A 17,617-nucleotide genomic window follows, 5' to 3' on the forward strand; every position below is an offset into this window, starting at 1 on the left:
CCTTATTGTTCATCCACGGAAGGCATACTTCAGGACGTGCTCAGCCGCCGCTTCGCGTTTCTCGATCATCCGGGCCCACTGGCCTTCGCGCACCGCGGAGGCGCCGCCGAGGGCTCCGAGAACTCCGCCGCCGCCTTCGAGCAGGCCGTGAGGCTGGGCTATCGCTACCTGGAGACCGACGCGCACGCCACCGCCGACGGAGTGCTCCTCGCCTTCCACGACCACACGCTCGACCGGGTCACCGACCGGCGCGGCCGCATCTCGGAGCTGCCCTACAGCGCGGTCAGGCAGGCGCGCATCGACGGGGTGCACGAGATCCCGCTGCTGGAGGACCTGCTCGGCGGCTATCCGGAGATCCGCTTCAACATCGACGTGAAGGAGGCCGCCGCGATCGCGCCGCTGGCCGAGGCGGTCCGGCGCACGGCGGCCTACGACCGGATCTGCCTGACCTCCTTCTCCGACGAGCGCCTGGTGCTGGCCAGGGCCGCGCTCGGCGGGGAGGTCTGCTCGGCGCTCGGCCCGCGTGGCGTCGCCGCGCTGCGCGCCGCCGCGGCCACCTCCGGCTACGGCCGGCTGCTGGCCCGGCTGAAGCGCTCGGGCGTGCCCTGCGCGCAGGTGCCGGTGGGCTTCCGCGGCCTGAAGGTCACCACCCACCGCCTCATCCGTACGGCGCACGCCATCGGCATGCAGGTGCACGTGTGGACGATCAACGACCCCGTCCGCATGGAACACCTGCTCGACCTCGGCGTCGACGGCATCATGACCGACAACGTCACCGGCCTTCGCGACGTGCTGGAGCGTCGCGGCCTGTGGCATCCCGGCCGCATGGCCGCATAGGAGCGACACGACACATGCCCGTACCCGCACCCCCCGCGGCTCCCGACGACACCGCCGACTCTCCCGCCGCACGCAGGCGCGAACAGCGCGGCTGGTACATCTACGACTGGGCCAACTCCGCCTTCTACACCACGATCATCTCGGTCTTCCTCAGCCCGTACCTCATCTCCGTCGCCAAGACCGCGGCCTGCGCCAAGGACTTCCCCTCGGTCGCGCCCGCCACCTGCTCGACCGACTTCGACAAGCTGGCCGAGGCCCACCCCGGCCTCGGCTACGTCGACGTGCTCGGCGCCGACATCAGGCCGGCCGCGTTCTTCGGGCTGATGCTGACCGTGTCGGTGCTGCTGCAGATCGTCTGCCTGCCGATCGTGGGCGCGCTGGCCGACCACACCGGCCGCAAGAAGGAGATGCTCGCCACCTTCGCCTACCTGGGCGCGCTGGCCACCGCGGGCCTGTACTTCCTCGAAGGCGACCGCTACGTGCTGGGCGGGGTGCTGTTCATCCTGGCCAACCTGGCCTACGGCTCGTCCGTCGTGGTCTACGACTCCTTCCTGCCGCAGATCTCCACCGCCGAGGAACGCGACCGCGTCTCCTCCCGCGGCTGGGCGATCGGCTACCTGGGCGGCGGCCTGCTGCTGGCGCTCAACCTGGTGCTCTACCTCAACCACGAGGGGCTGGGGCTGGCCGAGGGCATGTCGGTGCGGATCAGCATGATGTCGGCGGGCCTGTGGTGGGCCATCTTCACGATCGTCCCGCTCCTCCGGCTCCGCAACCGGCCGGTCCCGGCCCACGAGAGCACGGCGCTGCGCTCGGTCGGCGGCAGCTTCAAACAACTCGGCCGGACGCTCAGCGAGCTGCGGCGCTATCCGCTGACGCTGTTGTTCCTGGTGGCCTACCTCGTCTACAACGACGGCGTGCAGACCGTCATCGGCAACAGCTCGGCCTTCGCCTCCGAGGCGCTCAAGCTGAGCAAGGAGACGCAGATCAGCGCCATCCTCATGGTGCAGTTCGTGGCGTTCTTCGGGGCGCTGCTGATGGGCCTGCTGGCCCGCCGGTTCGGCACCAAGAACACGGTGCTGGGCAGCCTGGTCGTGTGGACGGTGATCGTGATCATCGCGTACTTCCTGCAGGAGAAGGCCGCCCTGCAGTTCTACCTGCTGGCCTTCGCCATCTCGATCGTGCTGGGCGGCACCCAGGCGCTGTCGCGCTCGCTGTTCTCGCTGGTGATCCCGAAGGGGCGGGAGGCCGAATACTTCAGCCTGCTGCAGATCAGCGACAAGGGGTCGGCGTTCATCGGCGCGCTGACGGTGACGATCGCGGTCCAGCTCACCAACAGCTACCGGATGGCCATCATCTCGATGGTCGTCTTCTTCATCGTGGGGTTCGTCCTGCTGGCCATGGTCAACCTGCCCAAGGCCATCCGCGACGCGGGCAACGAGGTTCCGGCGCGCATCTGACCCCCAGGATCGTCAGGCCTCGGCGGCGAGGACCATCGTGCCCGGGCCCTGGGCGGCGCCCGGGCCCCGGACGGCCCGCACGCTCTCCGCGTCGGCCTCGCCGCCGCAGTGCGGGCACGTCACCACCGGCGTGAACCGCTCGCCGCAGGAGTGCACCAGCAGCGCGGGCGGCCCGCCGGGCGGGGTCGCCCAGCGGTCCCCCCAGGCCATCAGCGTGAACAGGGCGGGCACGACGTCGCGGCCCGCCTCGGTCAGCACGTACTCGAAGCGCACCGGCCGCTCCTGGTAGGGCAGCCGCTCCACCACTCCCGCCGCCACCAGGTGCTCCAGCCGCCGGGTCAGCAGGTTGCGCGAGATGCCCAGATCCTCCGCGAGGTCGTCGAACCTGCGCACCCCCAGGAACAGATCCCGCAAGATCAGCGGCGTCCACGGCTCGGCCACCACGCCGACGGCCTGGGCGATGGAGCAGTGCATGTCCCCGAACCTGTTCACGACCCCAGCATAGTGGGTTGATATTGTGAACTCATGTCAGTTCACATTCAGGACTCACCAGCCCGCGCCTACCGCGAAGCCGGTGAGGCGAAGAACGTCGACGCGATCATGTCCACCCTGGCGCCGGGCGTGGTCTTCCACTCCCCGCTCAGCGCCACAGCGGGCTTCCACGGGTACGAGCAGGTGCGTGAGCTGTTCACCGCGGCCATGGGCGCCCTGAGCGACCTGCGCTACCACACCGACGTGGGCGACGAGCGGACGCGCATGCTCGCCGCCACCGCCCGCCTCGGCCGCCAGGAGATCGAGGAGTCGGTACTGCTGCACCTCGACGACCAGGGCTTGATCAAGGAGATCACCATGTGGATCCGGCCGTTGCCGGGCCTGACCGCCATGATGGCCGCCCTCGGCCCCGCCCTGGCCAGAGCGACGGGCAAGCCGGGCCTGCCGCTGCTGGTCAGCGCGGCCACGAAGCCGCTGGTCGCGATGACCCGCCTCGGGGACCGCACCCTGGTTCCCCTGCTCACGAAACGAGAGCACCGCTCTTGACATCGTCGCTCCAAAGAGAGAGCATTGCTCACAGAAAAGAGCAATGCCCTTCTCCTTGGAGTCATGATGAACACCCGGCTGACCTCTGCGGCCTTCGCCGCCGGTGGCGTGCTTTTCCTCATCTACCCGGCCGTGCGGCCGTCCACTGACGACGCGGCCGCCATGGCGTCGGGCGCGTGGGTGGCCGGCCATCTGGCGGCCATGATCGGCTTCATCCTCGCCGGGCTGGCCGTCCTGGGCCTGCACCAGGTGCTGGGCGACCGGCTGTCGCTGCGGGCGGCGGTGGTGACGTGGATCGGCGCGGGCCTCACCCTGCCCTACTACGGCGCCGAGGACTTCGGGCTGAACGTCATCGCCCGCCGCTCGCTGCGCGACAACGCGCCGGCGCTGATGGAGCTGGCTCAGGAGTTCCGGTACGGGCCGGTCGCGGTGACCATGTTCGCCGCCGGGCTCGCGCTGCTGGGCGTGGGGACGGTCATGGCGGCGGTCGCCGTGTGGCGGTCCGGAGCGGTGGCCCGGTGGAGCGCGGTGCCGTTCGCGGTGGGGTTCGCGCTGTTCATCCCGCAGTTCTTCGGACCGTACTCGCTGCGGGTCGCGCACGGCGCGCTGATCGCCGTCGGCGGCCTCTGGCTGGCCGCCGAGCTGTGGCGCGCCGGGGGCCGGGCCCGGTCCGCGACGCCGGCCAGGCGGCCCGCGACCGCCGATCGGTGAGCCGCGTGATCGGCGGGACCCATTCGCGCGCTACGAGGGCAGCAGCAGGGCCGGGTGGCCGATGACGCGTTCGATCACCACCCCGGCCGCGCCGAGCACAGCGGCGTTCCCCGCCAGCTCCGAGGCGACCACCGGCGGCACTTCGGTGCGCAGCGAGCCGCCCCCCTCCGCCAGAGCGGCTTCCACGGCCGGGCGGATCCAGGGCGCGAGCGGCGAGAAGATGCCCCCGAGCACGATCGCGCCGGGGTCGACCAGGTTGACGGCCGAGGCCAGGGTGGCGCCGAGCGCCCGGCCCGCTCCGTCGAGCGCGGCCAGGGCCCGCGGGTCCGAGCGTTCCAGCAGGGCGATGAGCGCCTTGATCGGGCCGTCCGGCTTGGCGGCCGTGGTCGCCGTGACGGCGGGCAGCCCGGCGGCGCGCAGGATGGCGTCCTGACCGGCGCTCTGCTCCAGGCAGCCGCGCCCGCCGCAGGTGCACGGCGCGCCACCCGGCTCCACGATGAGGTGGCCGAGCTCGCCGGCGAACCCGTGCGTGCCGCGCAGCACCTGGCCGTCCATGACGATGCCGGCCCCGATCCCGATCTCACCCGAGACATGGATGAAGCCGCCGTGCCGCGCGCCGTCGCCGAACCACAGCTCGGCCAGGGCGGCCAGATTGGCCTCGTTGTCGTGGCCCGCGGGGATCGGGAGGTCGGGCAGGGCGTCGTGGAGCAGGGCGCTGACCGGGACGTCGGTCCAGCCGAGGTTCGGGGCGCGGCGGACCAGGCCGTTCTCCCGGTCGAGCAGGCCGGGGACGGCGACCGTCGCGCCCGCCACGTTCAGGCCCTGCCCGGCGGCCGCGGCGACGGCCTCGGCGGCCAGCCGCCCCAGCGAGGCGATCACCGCCTCGGGCGACCGGCCCCGGTTGTCGAAGGTCACGAGCTGGTGGTAGCGAGTACGCCGGCCCAGATCCAGCACGCACGCGGCGAGGTAGTCGACGTTGATCTCCAGCCCGAGCGCGGCGGCGCCGTCGCCGTTGACCGAGACGGCGATCCCGGGCCGGCCGCGCTCGCCGTCCTGCACCAGCGCGCCGTCCTGGACCAGCCCGGCGCCTTCGAGCACCGCGAGCAGATTGGAGACGGTGGTCTTGGTGAACCCGGTGTGCTCGGCGAGCCGGGCACGGGTGACCGGCTGGCAGCGCACGACCTGCTCCAGCATGACGGCGAGGTTGCGTTCGCGCATCGTCGCGTGCCGGAGCGGCCCTTCCCTGGATTTTGTCACGATCTAAGACTAATGGGTCTTCCTGGCGATTCGCCGGTCTGTTACGCTATTTAATCCATACAGTTTACTAATATGGAGTCCGGGTGACAGAGGCACTGGTGGCCGGGGTCGACTCCTCGACTCAGTCGACCAAGATCGTGCTGTGCCGGGCCGGTGACGGCACGGTGGTCGACGAGTTCGCGGCCCCGCATCCCGACGGCACGGAGTGCCATCCCAGCCATTGGGAGAGCGCGCTCGACAAGGGGCGGCACCTGCTGGAGCGGGCCGCCGCGGTCGCGGTGGCGGCCCAGCAGCACGGCATGGTCGCGCTCGACGGCGCCGGCGAGGTCGTACGGCCCGCCCTGCTGTGGAACGACACACGGTCGGCGCCGCAGGCCACGCGGCTGACCGGCGAGCTGGGCGGTCCCGCCCGGTGGGCCGAGCTGACCGGCAGCGTGCCCGTGGCCTCGTTCACGGTCACCAAGCTCCGCTGGATGGCCGAGCACGAGCCGGAGCTGGCCGCCCGCACCGAGGCCGTGCTGCTCCCCCACGACTGGCTGACCTGGCGGCTGGGCGAGCGCCGCGAGCTGACGACCGACCGGGGAGACGCCTCGGGCACCGGATACTGGTCCCCGGCGACGGGGGCGTACCTGCCCGAGTTCGTCTCGGCCGCGATCGGGCGCGAGATCGAGCTGCCGCGCGTGGCCGCGCCGAACGAGATCGTCGGAGAGCTGCCGGGCGGCGCCGCGATCGGGCCCGGCACCGGCGACAACATGGGCGCGGCGCTCGGGCTCGGGCTGCTCCCCGGCGACGTCGCGGTGTCCGTCGGGACCTCGGGCACGGTGTTCGCGGTGAGCGAGGTGCCCGCCGCCGACCCCTCGGGGATGGTCGCCGGGTTCGCGGACGCGACCGGCCGGTTCATGCCGCTGCTGGCCACGCTCAACGCGGCCAGGATCCTCTCCTCGGCGGCCTCGATGATCGGCTGCTCACTGGCGGAGCTGTCGGAGCTCGCGCTGGCCGCCCCGCCGGGCGCCGGCGGGCTCACGCTGCTGCCCTACCTGGACGGCGAGCGCACGCCGAACCGCCCGGACGCCTCCGGCACGCTCAGCGGCCTCACCACGCGCAACGCCACCCGCGAGAACCTCGCGCGCGCGGCCGTCGAGGCGCTGCTGTCCTCCCTGGCCGACGCCATCGACCACCTGGCCGAGCAGGGCGTACGGCCACGCCGCGTGCTGCTCATCGGCGGCGGCGCCAAGTCCGAGGCGGTGCGCCGCATCGCCCCCCAGATCTTCGGCATGCCGGTCGCCGTCCCCGCGCCCGCCGAATACGTGGCGCTCGGCGCGGCCCGCCAGGCCGCCTGGGCGCTGGCCGGCACGCCCGCACCGCCCGTCTGGTCGGCCCAGCCGGTCCAGGAGTACGACGGGCCCCCCACTCCCCACGTCCGTGAGCAGTACGCCGAGCTGCGCGATCGTACGGCCGGCTGGCAGCACCACCGAGAGGAACAACCATGAGCGAAGACCTGTACACGCCCACCCGCGAGGACCGTTTCTCCTTCGGCATCTGGACCGTCGGATGGCAAGGCGTCGACGTGTTCGGCCCGGCCACCAGGGCGCCCATGCCCGCCGAGCGGGCCGTGCACAAGCTCGCCGAGATCGGCGCGTACGGGGTGAACTTCCACGACAACGACGTCTTCGACTTCGACGGCCACGACCGGGACGAGCGGGTCGGCGCCTTCCGCAAGGCGCTGGAGGAGACCGGCCTGGTGGTCACCACGGCGACCACCAACCTGTTCTCGCACCCCATCTTCAAGGACGGCGCCTTCACCTCCAACGACCGCGACGTGCGCCGGTTCGCGCTGCGCAAGGTGATGGACAACATCGACCTGGCCGCCGAGCTGGGCGCGCAGGTGTACGTGTGCTGGGGCGGCAGGGAGGGCGCGGAGTCCGGCGCGGCCAAGGACGTCAAGGCCGCCCTCGACCGCTACAAGGAAGCCTTCGACGTGCTCGGCGCGTACGTGCTGGACCACGGCTACGACCTCAAGTTCGCGATCGAGCCCAAGCCCAACGAGCCGAGGGGCGACATCCTGCTGCCCACCATCGGCCACGCGCTGGCGTTCATCAACGAACTGGAGCACGCCGAGCTGGTCGGGCTCAACCCCGAGGTGGGCCACGAGGAGATGGCCGGGCTCAACTACGCGCACGGCATCGCGCAGGCGCTGTGGCACGGCAAGCTGTTCCACATCGACCTGAACGGGCAGAACGGCCCGCGCTACGACCAGGACTTCCGCTTCGGCGCCGGCAACGCCCGGGGCGCCTTCTGGACCGTCGACGTCCTGGAGTCCAACGGCTTCTCCGGCCCCATCCACTTCGACTTCAAGCCGCCGCGCACCGAGGACGACGAGGGCGTGTGGGTGTCGGCGGCCGCGTGCATGCGCAACTACCTGATCCTGCGCGAGAAGGTGCGGGCCTTCCGCGCCGACCCCGAGGTCCAGGAGGCGCTGCGGGCCGCGCGCCTCGACGAGCTGTCCGTGCCGACGCTCGCCGCCGGCGAGAGCTGGCGCGACGTGCGCTCGTTCACCCCCGACATCGACACGCTCGCGGCCCGCGGCGCCGCGTTCGAGCACCTCGACCAGCTGGCCATCGAGCACCTGTACGGCGTGCGCTAGCCGACCGGCTTCCCCCCGGTGGGCGCTGGGCGCGCTCGCCGGGCTTCTCCCCCGCCGATGGCCACTCGGCCCTCGGCGGCGGACGGCGGCGATCAGCCAGACGCACTCCGCCGCCGGTGCCGGTCGACGCCCACGAACAGGGTGGGTCTGCTGCCCCACGTGGTGCTCGTCGGCGGCCGGGCGGAGTAGGTGCGCCTCGACGTCGCTCCAGAGGGCGCGCGGAGGCCGCCTTGCGGTCGGGCCGATTCACGGATCGTCCCTGGAATGACCCTTGCCTTCACGTGGCCCGGAAGCTCCGGAACGCCGACGGAAGCCCGGCTGCGGGCAACTCCTCGGGGTGATAGCGATTGGATCACCCCACATGGGGGAATCCCATCACGGTACCAAGCGTTAGACACCGTGGGAGACAGACCCCTCACGATGGGGGCCCTGTAGGAGGCATTTAAACATGGGCGAGCGCGCGCTTCGTGGCACCCGGCTCGGGGCAACCAGCTACGAGAACGACCGTAACACGGATCTGGCCCCGCGCCAGGAGGTGTCCTACACCTGTCCCAAGGGCCATCGCTTCGAGGTTCCGCTTGCCGCCGAGGCGGAGATTCCCGCGACGTGGGAGTGCCGCATGTGCGGCGCGACCGCGGTTCGGGTCGACGGCGAGCAGCCGGAGTCGAAGAAGACGAAGCCCCCGCGGACGCACTGGGACATGCTCCTGGAGCGACGGTCCATCGAGGACCTGGAAGAGGTGCTCAACGAGAGGCTGGCCGTACTTCGGGCCCAGCGTCGAAAGAGCGCCTGACACCTTCTCACGGTGAAAGCCCCCGGGCGAGATGCCCGGGGGCTTCGCAATGCCCTGACGCGCCGTCGCGGAGGACCCAAGTCGCCGAGGCTCGGTCAGGAAGGCTCGCGGTCTTCCCTGATCACCTCGCCGTGCACCACACCACCACGCCCGCCGATGTGCCCGCCCAGGTGCCCGTCGGCGGGGCCGCCGGACGACGGTGGGAAGAGGTTCGCGTACGGCGAGGCCGCCGCCATCCTCTTGACCCGGCGGTCGAAGAACCACGACACCAGGCGCCGCATCGCCGGCCGCGTGAACGGCAGCACGCACAGGAACCCGAGGACGTCGCTCAGGAACCCCGGCGTCAGCAGCAGCGCGCCGCCCACCAGGATCAGGCCGCCGTCGGCGAGCTCCTTGTCGGGCATCCGGCCGGACTGCAACGCGTCCTGCAGCGCCCGCCACGCCCTGCGCCCCTCGCGGCGCACCAGCCACGCGCCCAGCAGGCTGTCGGCGATGAGCAGGGCCACGGTCGTCCAGCCGCCGATCGCCGAGCCCACCTGGATCAACAGCCAGATCTCCAGCACCGGGACGATCAGGAAGGCCAGGAAAAGCAGGAGCCGCATCGTCTTCCCCATTCCGCGCACGCGACGTCTGTAGAACGCGTATAAGACCGCTTATATAGGGACAACGCCCCGCGTCCCCGAACCGTTCCGGCGCCGCCTGAGGGCGATCACAGGTTCTCAGGTGCGCTTGCCACGCAACCGGGCGGGCAGGCCGGTCAGGCCCCAGACGGCGATGCGCCAGAACGACTCGGCCATGACCCGGCTGCTCATCTTGCTCGTGCCGACGGTCCGCTCGACGAACGTGATCGGCACCTCGACCACCCGCAGGCCGTGCTTGGCCGTCCGCAGGGTGAGGTCGACCTGGAAGCAGTAGCCCTGTGACTCGACGTCGGCCAGCCCGATCTTGTCCAGCGTCGCTGCGCGGTAGACGCGGAACCCGGCGGTCGCGTCGCGCACCGGCATGCCGAGCATGAGCCGCGTGTAGATGTTGGCGCACCTGGACAGGAGCTCGCGCGAGGCGGGCCAGTTGACCACCTTGCCGCCGGGCACCCAGCGCGACCCGATCGACAGGTCGGCGCCGTCGGCGACCGCCTCCAGCAGCTTGTGCAGCTCCTCGGGCTGGTGCGAGCCGTCGGCGTCCATCTCCACCAGCACGTTGTAGCCCTCGTCGAGGCCCCAGCGGAACGCGGCGATGTAGGCGGCGCCCAGCCCTTCCTTGCCGGCCCGGTGCAGGACGTGGATGTGATCGTCCTTGGCGGCCAGCTCGTCGGCGATCTCCCCGGTGCCGTCGGGGCTGTTGTCGTCGACCACCAGCACGTGCGCGTCCGGCATCGCGGCCCGCACCCGCTCGGTGATCATCAGCACGTTGTCACGCTCGTTGTACGTCGGTATGACGATGAGTATCCGGCCAAGAATCTCCATGATCAGTTATCCCTCACGCGGTCGCCTTGCCCCTGACCCGCCACGCGGCGACCCCGGCGGCCGCCACTCCCATCAACGCCAGCGCCCACTCCGGCAACGCGCCGACCTGCGTCGCGACCGTCGCCTGGGTGCGCACGGGCACCTTCACCACGTTCATGTCCGCGACGAGCTCGCGGGTCCGCCAGGAGACCTTACCTTCAGGTGTGACGTACGCCGAGATGCCGGTGGTGGCCGCCGTCACGACCGCCCGGTTGTGCTCGACGGCCCGCAGCTTCGACATGGCGAGCTGCTGCGGCGGCAGGTTGGACTCGGCGTAGGTGGCGTTGTTGGTCTGCACCACCAGCGGCGTGGCCCCGGTCTGTACCGTCCTGCGCACAGTGCCGTCGTAGGCGACCTCGTAGCAGTTGACCGCGCCGATCGTCACCGGGCCCAGCTTCAGGTCGCCCGGCTTGGTGCCCGCGACCGACTGCCTGCCCACCAGGCCGGCCCGATCCCACAGGGCCAGCACGATCTCCTTGAACGGCGTGTACTCGCCGAACGGCACCAGATCCTGCTTGTCGTAGTAGGCGCCGGGCCCGGTCACCGGGTCCCAGACCAGGCTGCGGGTCGCCCGGTTCGCGTCCCCGATGGCCACGACCGCGCCGACCAGCGTGGGCACCCCGACGTCCTTGACGGAGTCGTCGATGATCTGGCGGGCGCCCGCGTCCCGGTAGGGGTCGATGTCGGTGGAGTTCTCCGGCAGGACGACGAGGTCGGGCTTAGGGAGTTTCCCATCCCGTACGGCCTGCGCCAGCTTTTTCGTCTCGTTGGCATGATTTTTCAGGACAACGGCGGGTTCGTCGCCCAGGATGTCCATGCCCCGGCCCGGCACGTTGCCCTGCACGATGCCGATGTTGACCGAACGCCCCTCGTCCCCCGGCCTCGGCACGGCCAGCGTCAGCAGCGGCACGGCCAGGGCGATCGCCACCGGGACGAGCCGCCCCGCGACTCGCCGGGCCTCCGCCGGCCGCCGCAGCACCGCGTACGCCAGCAGGGCCCCGCACAGGGCGACGGCGAACGACACGAGCGGCGCCCCGCCCAGCGCGGCGTACTCGGTGAACAGCGACTCGCCCTGGCTGAACGCCAGCCGCGCCCAGGGGAAGCCCCCGATGGGGAACAGCCCGCGCGCCCACTCCATGGCCACCCAGAGCCCGCCGAACCACAACGGCCACAGCGGCAGCCGGAACACCAGCGCGGCCAGGGCGGCCATCACGGCGTAGAACAGGCTCTCGACCCCTACCAGCATCACCCAGACGTCGTCACCGATCGTCCGTACCCAGGCCAGCGTGGGGAACAGGAACACGGCGGCGGCCAGGTAGCCGAGCCAGGCGGCACGCCGGGGGCGGACACCGTAGAGGGCGGCGACGATCAGCCCGACGCCGAGCGGCGCGGCGAGCCACCAGTCGATGGGCGGGAAGGCGAGGAACAGCAGCCCCCCACCGGCCACGGCGGCGGCCACCCGAGCCAGGAGCACCCGCCCTGACTCCCGCACACCCCGCCCCGCGGGCGCGGACGCGTCGGAGACGGGAGCGGACGTGTCCACGGCCGGAGAGGGCGCGTCCACACCTGGAGCGGCCGACGTAGGCGTGTCCACGTCGGGAGCGGACGTGTCCGCGGCCGGAATAGGCGTGCCCGCGGCCGGAAGCCCGGAATCGGGCGTGGGCGGATCAGGGATGTGCGGGGTCCCGCCGCCAGTGGGCGGTGGGCCCGTCTTGTCCTGCACCACGCGGGGTTCTCCTCGCCGTTCGCACGCCTGCTTGCGAAAACGCTACCGCTCCCGGGCGGCGAATCGGCCGTCGCGGCCCCTTGTTGCCTCAGAAGTAGGAGTAACCAAACTCTGGACGGCCCAGAAGCGGGCGAGCGAAGCCGGGCGGGGAGCGGCAGGGTGATCCCGTGACCTGACGGGACCACCCGGCGCTGATGGCGATCCTGCGCACGAGAGGGAAGAGGGCCCGGAAACCCTTCGGACCGGACCCGTCTCGTCGGCGGCGAGCGCGGAATTCCGTTGTCTACTGGGCTCCCGGGCCCGTCCCGGGTCCAACCCCCCGCCCGGCTGGGGTGCCCCGACTCGACGGACCGACGGCCCTGCACCTGGCTGTGTGGACGAAGTCACGCTCCGTCACGGACGCAGGATCCGACGATGTCAGAGACGGCCAACCGGCCAAGTCCCGTGCTGGACTGCGCAGCAAACTACCGACTCCACCTCAGATGTCAACCGTGTCCCGATCAGCAGAAACATCAAGTTTCCGCAGGTAGGACATGCTTGCGTTGTCGCATTAAAGCGATCTAATGCCCATTTGTCGGCCCGGACGCACGGCTTGGCAAGCCGCTCAGCGCCTCCGACAGGAGGGCCGACAGCGGCCGTTCGTGGACGACGCCGAGCCGCTGGGTGGCCCGGGTGAGAGCGACATAAAGGTCGCTCAGGCCGCGCGGCGACTGTGAGGCTATCAGGTCGGGCTCGGCCACGATGACCGAATCGAACTCCAGCCCCTTGGCATCGGCCACGCCGAGCACGGCCACCGGAGCGTCGAGCGCCGCGGTCCCCCGGGTGGCGCCGGAGGAGACCACGGCGGCCCCGTCCACCGTGTCGGAGATCGCCTTGCCGAGCTCGCCGAGCAGCGCGTCGGGGACGACCACGGCCACCTTGCCGCCCTCCCCGACCTCGGACTTGACCAGCTCGGGCAGCGCGGACAGCGGCGCCGACCAGGGCTCCGCGCCGGTGTCGCGGACCGAGGTGGGCGCCTCGAGCGCCGGGTCGATGGTGGCCAGCACCCGGGCGGCGACCTCCATGAGCTCCACCGGCGTGCGGTAGTTGACGGTGAGCCGCTCCTGGCGCCAGCGTCCCGCCACGTAGGGGTCGAGCACCTGGTTCCACGATCGGGCCCCGGCCGTCGAGCCGGTCTGCGCGATGTCGCCGACGATCGTCATCGACCGGGTGGGCACCCGCCGCATGATCACCCGCCAGGCCATGGACGACAGCTCCTGCGCCTCGTCCACGATCACGTGGCCGTAGGCCCAGGCGCGGTCGGCGGCGGCGCGCTCGGCCGTGGTGAGGTAGGGGCCCTCCCCGCGCTGGCGCTCGGCCAGGCGCTCGGCCTCCATGACGTCGGACAGGCCCGTCAGCTCGAGCACCTCCCGGGCGTAGGCGAGCTCCGCCTCGCGCTCGTGCTCGGCCGCCTGCCTGGCCGCGGCCAGGTCCTCCTCGGCCTGCAGGGCGCTGGCGCGCAGCACCTGCTCGTCGATCTCGCCGAGCACCTCGGCCGCCTCGTCGAGCAGCGGCACGTCGGACTCGGTCCACTCCCCTCCGTCACGGCGCAGCAGCGCGCGCTCCTCCGGCGTCAGGGCCGAGGCGGCGTGGTCGAGCCGCTCCGGCGAGGCGTACAGGCCCAGGAGCAGGCGCTGCGGGGTCAGGTACGGCCAGAGCCGGTTGAGAGCGGTCTTGACCGGCTGCTCGGTGCGCAGCTCCTCACGCAGGTCGGCCAGCTCGTCGTCGTCGATGAGGCCCTTGCCGAGCTTCCTGGCCGCCTGCCTGGCCAGGGCGTTGAGTATGGACCTGACGAACACCGCGCGGGCCTGGTTGTGCGGGCGGCGCGAGCGGGTGGCCTTGTTCTTGGCCGCTTCGAGCATGTTGCGGTCGATGGTGAGGGCGTAGCGGCCCAGGTTCAGCTCGACGGGCTTGCGGGGCACCCGCTGCCGGTCGCGTACGGCCCGCTCGATCACCTCGGCCATGCGGATGTCACCCTTGATCGCGGCCACGTCGGGCCGCTCCCTGGCGGTGGCCGTCAGGCCGGGGTAGAGCTCGCCGACCGTCGACAGCAGCACGTCGGTCTCGCCGAGCGAGGGCAGCACCTGCTCGATGTAGCGCAGGAAGGTGAGGTTGGGGCCGAGGATCAGCACGCCGCGGCGCTCCAGGCGCTCCCTGTGGGTGTAGAGGAGGTACGCGGCGCGGTGCAGGGCCACGACGGTCTTGCCGGTGCCGGGGCCGCCCTGGACGACCAGCACGCCGTTGAGGTCGGCGCGGATGACGCGGTCCTGCTCGGCCTGGATGGTGGCGACGATGTCCCGCATCCGGCCGGTGCGCCGCTCGTCGAGGGCGGCCAGCAGCGCGGCCTCGCCGTTGAGCGTGGCGCGGTCCTCGTCGGTCAGCGTGTCGAAGTCGAGCAGGTCGTCGTCGACGCCGATGACCACGCGGCCCTTGGTCTGCAGGTGCCGCCGCCGGGTCAGGCCCATCGGCGCGGCCGGGGTGGCGCGGTAGAACGGCTGGGCCACGGGCGCGCGCCAGTCGATGAGCAGCCGCTCCTGCTCGTCGTCGGTGAGGCCGAGCTTGCCGATGTAGAGCCTGCCCTCGTCGACGTGGTCGAGACGGCCGAAGACCAGCCCGCGCTCCACCGCCCACAGCCGGGCCAGCCGGGAGGCGTACATCCCGGCGAACGTGTCGCGCTCCGACCTGTTCTGCAACGTGCCGACGGCGCCGGCGCCGAGCACCTCCTTCAGCTGGCTCTGGGTGCGTTCACGCAACGCGTCGAGGCGGGCATAGAGGCGGGCGACGTACTCCTGCTCCCTTGCCAGCTCCGTTTGACGAGTTGCCGCCTGACCATTATTGTTGTTAATGGGACACTCCGGGCCATTCTGCTTGTTGTTACGACAAACGACGACATTAGCACGCCTGTTGAGGCACTCCCATCCTCTCGCCTGATGTCCTTCCCCGCATCCGGTCACGGCTTGGTTTCACCCCTTGACCGAAACCGTCCAGACTCTTAGGTTCGCATCAAGTTAGGAAAGTTTCCTAACTTCGAGCCAAGGGGTGAACGTGAGCGGTCCGGTGCCGGGGACTCCCAGTCTGCTACGCGCGATCAACGATCGCGCGGCCTTGCAGGCCCTCCTCGAACGCGGCCCGCTGACCCGCCCCGAGATCGGCACCCTGACCGGCCTGTCGAAGCCGACGGCCTCGCAACTGCTGTCCCGCCTCCAGGAGGCCGGGCTGGTGGTGCTCGACGGCATCAGGGAGGGGCTGCCCGGCCGTACCGCGGAGGTCTACCGGATCAATCCGGCCGCGGCCTACGTGGGCGCGCTGGACGTCACGCCCGCCCGGATCGAGGCCAGGATCGCCGACATCGCCGGCACGACCGTGGGCTCGTACACGCTGCCCACGCCGCGCCGGCCGGGCGGCGAGCTGGTCGCCCGGCTGCGCGCGGCGCTCGACGGCGCGGGCTCACCCGGCCCGCTGCGCCGGGTGGTGATCGGCGTGCAGGCGGCGATCGACCCGTCCACCGGCCGGCTCGGCTACGCCACCGCCAAGGACATGCCGGGCTGGCAGATCGGCGACCTGGTGCCGACGCTCGCCGAGGGACTCGGCGTGCCGGTGTCGGTGGAGAACAACGTCAACCTGGTGGCACTGGCCGAAATGGCGCACGGCGCCGCCCGCGGCGACTCCGACTTCGTGCTGCTGTGGGCGGACGAGGGCATCGGCTCGGCCATCGTGCTGGGCGGGCGGATGCACAGGGGCGCCACCGGCGGCGCGGGCGAGGTCGGCTACATGCCGACCCCGGGCGCGCCGACGGCCCGCGAGGCGGGACGGTACGCCAACCACGGCTACCAGGCGCTCACCGGCGGCCCCGCCGTACTGAAACTGCTGCGCTCGTACGGCGTGCGCGGCACGGACTTCCGCCAGGCCATCGCGAACGCGGTGCGCGCGGCGGACGAGCACCAGACGGGCCAGAAGGCCGACGACGCACGGGCGGGGCTGCGCGACATCGCCGCGCGGCTGGCGGTGGGCCTGGCCGCCATCACCTCCGTCATCGATCCCGGCCTCATCGTGCTGACCGGCGGCGTGGTGCTGTCGGGCGGCGAACCCCTGCGCGAGCTGGTCGAGCACGAGCTGCACGCGCTGACCATTCCGCGGCCCCGGCTGCGCCTGTCGTCCGTCGAAGGCAACCCCGTCCTCGCCGGCGCCCTCGACCTGGCCCTGGACCTCGTCCGCGACGAGGTTTTCGGGTCAACGGTCCCGACATCATGAGACACACCATGAGGAGGCACCCCTGTGCGCTTCGTTCCCCTGGCGGCCGCAGGGCTCGCCATCCTGAGCCTGGCCGCGTGTACCGCGGGTAAAGAGGGCGGTCCCGCCCTCGGTTCTCAGTCCAAACCCACCAATACCGCGCCCACGGCGCTGCCGGCCGCCTCCATCGAGCTGTGGCACGGGTTCTCGGCGGACTCGGAGGTGAAGGCGTTCACCGACGCCATCGCCGGGTTCAACAAGAAGTACCCGCAGATCAAGGTCAAGCTGGTCAAGGGCGTGCAGGACGAGCAGATCACGCAGGCCGTACGCGGTGGCCGCCCGCCGGACGTGGCCTCCTCCTTCACCACCGACTCGGTGGCGACCTGGTGCAAGAGCGGGGTCTTCCAGGACCTCAACCCGGTGATCAAGCAGGACGGCGTCGACCTGTCGGGCCTGCCGCCGGTGGTGAACGACTACACGCAGTACGAGGGCAAGCGGTGCGTGATGCCGCTGCTGACCGACGCGTACGGCCTCTACTACAACAAGGCCCTGATGAAGGGCCACCAGCCGCCCAAGACCCTGTCGGAGCTGACCAAGCTGGCCAAGGAGCTCACGGTCAGGAACCCGGACGGCACCATCAAGGTCGCCGGGTTCATCCCGAGCGGCCAGTACTACGAGAACACCGCGGGTCACTGGAGCGCGATGGTCGGCGCCAAGTGGACCAACCCCGACGGCACCTCGGCGATCGGCTCCGACCCCGCCTGGAAGACCCTGCTGAAGTGGCAGAAGGATCTCATCGACTGGTACGGCTACGCGAACCTGGACAAGTTCCGCAAGGGCCTGGGCGACGAGTTCTCCGGCAAGCACCCCTTCTACCAGGGCAAGGTCGCCATGGGCATCGACGGCGAGTGGCGGGTGGCCATGATCGCCAACGAGGCGCCGAAGCTCGACTACGGCACCGCCCCCATGCCGGTCGACGACAGCAAGCCCGACCTGTACGGCAGCGGCTTCACCGCGGGCACCGTGATCGGCGTGCCGAAGGGCGCCAAGAACCCCGAGGCCGCCTGGGCACTGGTGAAGTACCTGACCACCGACACCGACGCGCTGGTCACGCTGGCCAACGCGATCCGCAACGTGCCGACCACCAGGGCCGCGCTGGAATCGCCCGCGCTGAAGAAGGACGAGCACTTCCAGACCTTCCTCGACATCTTCGCCAACCCGAAGACGAGCACGATCCCGGCGCACGTCAACAGCGTGTTCAACCAGGAGGCGCTGCAAGGGTTCATCACCTCGTGGGAGAAGGGCTCGGTCAAGGACCTGGACGCGGGGCTGAAGGGCGTCGACAAGACCATCGACGCCAAGTTCAAGCTGTCGGGCGGCTGA

The 17,617-nt window shown here is 71.1% G+C and carries 15 protein-coding genes; 9 read left to right on the forward strand and 6 right to left on the reverse strand.

The window, feature by feature from the left end; genetic code table 11:
• The first annotated feature begins 36 nt into the window (after positions 1-36).
• Both AB0B91_RS25630 and AB0B91_RS25635 read left to right on the forward strand, forming a co-directional pair.
• Positions 37-837, forward strand: coding sequence for a glycerophosphodiester phosphodiesterase family protein (locus AB0B91_RS25630; RefSeq protein ID WP_358324288.1), 801 nt, complete (start codon positions 37-39; stop codon positions 835-837).
• Between the two features lie 14 nt (positions 838-851).
• Positions 852-2,294 carry an MFS transporter gene (locus tag AB0B91_RS25635; RefSeq protein ID WP_358324291.1) on the forward strand — a complete coding sequence of 481 codons (1,443 nt, stop codon included), beginning with the start codon at positions 852-854 and terminating at the stop codon, positions 2,292-2,294.
• 12 nt (positions 2,295-2,306) lie between these two features.
• Here the strand turns inward: AB0B91_RS25635 and AB0B91_RS25640 are convergent, their stop codons facing one another.
• Complete coding sequence (locus AB0B91_RS25640; RefSeq protein ID WP_358324294.1) at positions 2,307-2,786, reverse strand: helix-turn-helix domain-containing protein; 480 nt, start codon at positions 2,784-2,786, stop codon at positions 2,307-2,309.
• 33 nt (positions 2,787-2,819) lie between these two features.
• Here AB0B91_RS25640 and AB0B91_RS25645 point away from each other — a divergent pair, with 33 nt between their 5' ends.
• Together AB0B91_RS25645 and AB0B91_RS25650 are read left to right on the forward strand one after the other, a co-directional pair.
• A complete protein-coding gene (locus AB0B91_RS25645) occupies positions 2,820-3,332 on the forward strand; it encodes a nuclear transport factor 2 family protein (protein WP_358324297.1) in 513 nt (170 codons plus the stop codon).
• Positions 3,333-3,395: 63 nt separating this feature from the next.
• Positions 3,396-4,043 (forward strand): hypothetical protein, encoded by a 648-nt coding sequence (locus AB0B91_RS25650; protein WP_358324300.1) that lies wholly within the window; start codon positions 3,396-3,398, stop codon positions 4,041-4,043.
• A 30-nt stretch (positions 4,044-4,073) separates the two neighbouring features.
• Here the strand turns inward: AB0B91_RS25650 and AB0B91_RS25655 are convergent, their stop codons facing one another.
• The gene (locus AB0B91_RS25655; RefSeq protein WP_358324303.1) at positions 4,074-5,300 is read right to left on the reverse strand and encodes an ROK family transcriptional regulator; all 1,227 of its coding nucleotides are present in this window, start codon (positions 5,298-5,300) and stop codon (positions 4,074-4,076) included.
• Positions 5,301-5,383: 83 nt separating this feature from the next.
• Here AB0B91_RS25655 and xylB point away from each other — a divergent pair, with 83 nt between their 5' ends.
• The 3 genes from xylB (at position 5,384) to AB0B91_RS25670 (ending at position 8,737) form a co-directional block, all read left to right on the forward strand.
• Complete coding sequence (gene xylB / locus AB0B91_RS25660) at positions 5,384-6,790, forward strand: xylulokinase (RefSeq protein ID WP_358324306.1); 1,407 nt, start codon at positions 5,384-5,386, stop codon at positions 6,788-6,790.
• Positions 6,787-7,944, forward strand: a complete 1,158-nt coding sequence (gene xylA, locus AB0B91_RS25665) for a xylose isomerase (RefSeq protein WP_358324309.1) — start codon at positions 6,787-6,789, stop codon at positions 7,942-7,944. Before xylB ends, xylA begins: the two co-directional genes overlap by 4 nt.
• Before the next feature lie 448 nt (positions 7,945-8,392).
• The gene (locus AB0B91_RS25670) at positions 8,393-8,737 is read left to right on the forward strand and encodes an RNA polymerase-binding protein RbpA (RefSeq protein WP_043625492.1); all 345 of its coding nucleotides are present in this window, start codon (positions 8,393-8,395) and stop codon (positions 8,735-8,737) included.
• Positions 8,738-8,832: 95 nt separating this feature from the next.
• Here AB0B91_RS25670 and AB0B91_RS25675 read toward each other — a convergent pair whose 3' ends face one another.
• The 4 genes from AB0B91_RS25675 to AB0B91_RS25690 all read right to left on the reverse strand — a co-directional run bounded on the left by AB0B91_RS25675 (position 8,833) and on the right by AB0B91_RS25690 (position 14,757).
• Positions 8,833-9,339, reverse strand: coding sequence for an FxsA family protein (locus AB0B91_RS25675; protein WP_358324311.1), 507 nt, complete (start codon positions 9,337-9,339; stop codon positions 8,833-8,835).
• A gap of 117 nt (positions 9,340-9,456) precedes the next feature.
• Positions 9,457-10,200: a polyprenol monophosphomannose synthase gene (locus AB0B91_RS25680; protein WP_358324314.1), complete on the reverse strand. Its 744-nt coding sequence runs from the start codon at positions 10,198-10,200 to the stop codon at positions 9,457-9,459.
• Positions 10,201-10,213: 13 nt separating this feature from the next.
• Complete coding sequence (lnt, locus tag AB0B91_RS25685) at positions 10,214-11,965, reverse strand: apolipoprotein N-acyltransferase (protein ID WP_358324317.1); 1,752 nt, start codon at positions 11,963-11,965, stop codon at positions 10,214-10,216.
• Between the two features lie 560 nt (positions 11,966-12,525).
• Positions 12,526-14,757, reverse strand: a complete 2,232-nt coding sequence (locus AB0B91_RS25690; RefSeq protein ID WP_358324319.1) for an AAA family ATPase — start codon at positions 14,755-14,757, stop codon at positions 12,526-12,528.
• Positions 14,758-15,049: 292 nt separating this feature from the next.
• On the opposite strand from AB0B91_RS25690, the gene AB0B91_RS25695 reads away from it, so the two are divergent.
• Entirely contained in the window at positions 15,050-16,255 is a 1,206-nt protein-coding gene (locus AB0B91_RS25695) for an ROK family transcriptional regulator (RefSeq protein WP_358324322.1), read from the forward strand.
• 24 nt (positions 16,256-16,279) lie between these two features.
• A complete protein-coding gene (locus AB0B91_RS25700; protein ID WP_358324325.1) occupies positions 16,280-17,617 on the forward strand; it encodes an ABC transporter substrate-binding protein in 1,338 nt (445 codons plus the stop codon).

It is taken from the genome of Nonomuraea sp. NPDC049141, assembly GCF_040648415.1.
Lineage (GTDB): Bacteria > Actinomycetota > Actinomycetes > Streptosporangiales > Streptosporangiaceae > Nonomuraea.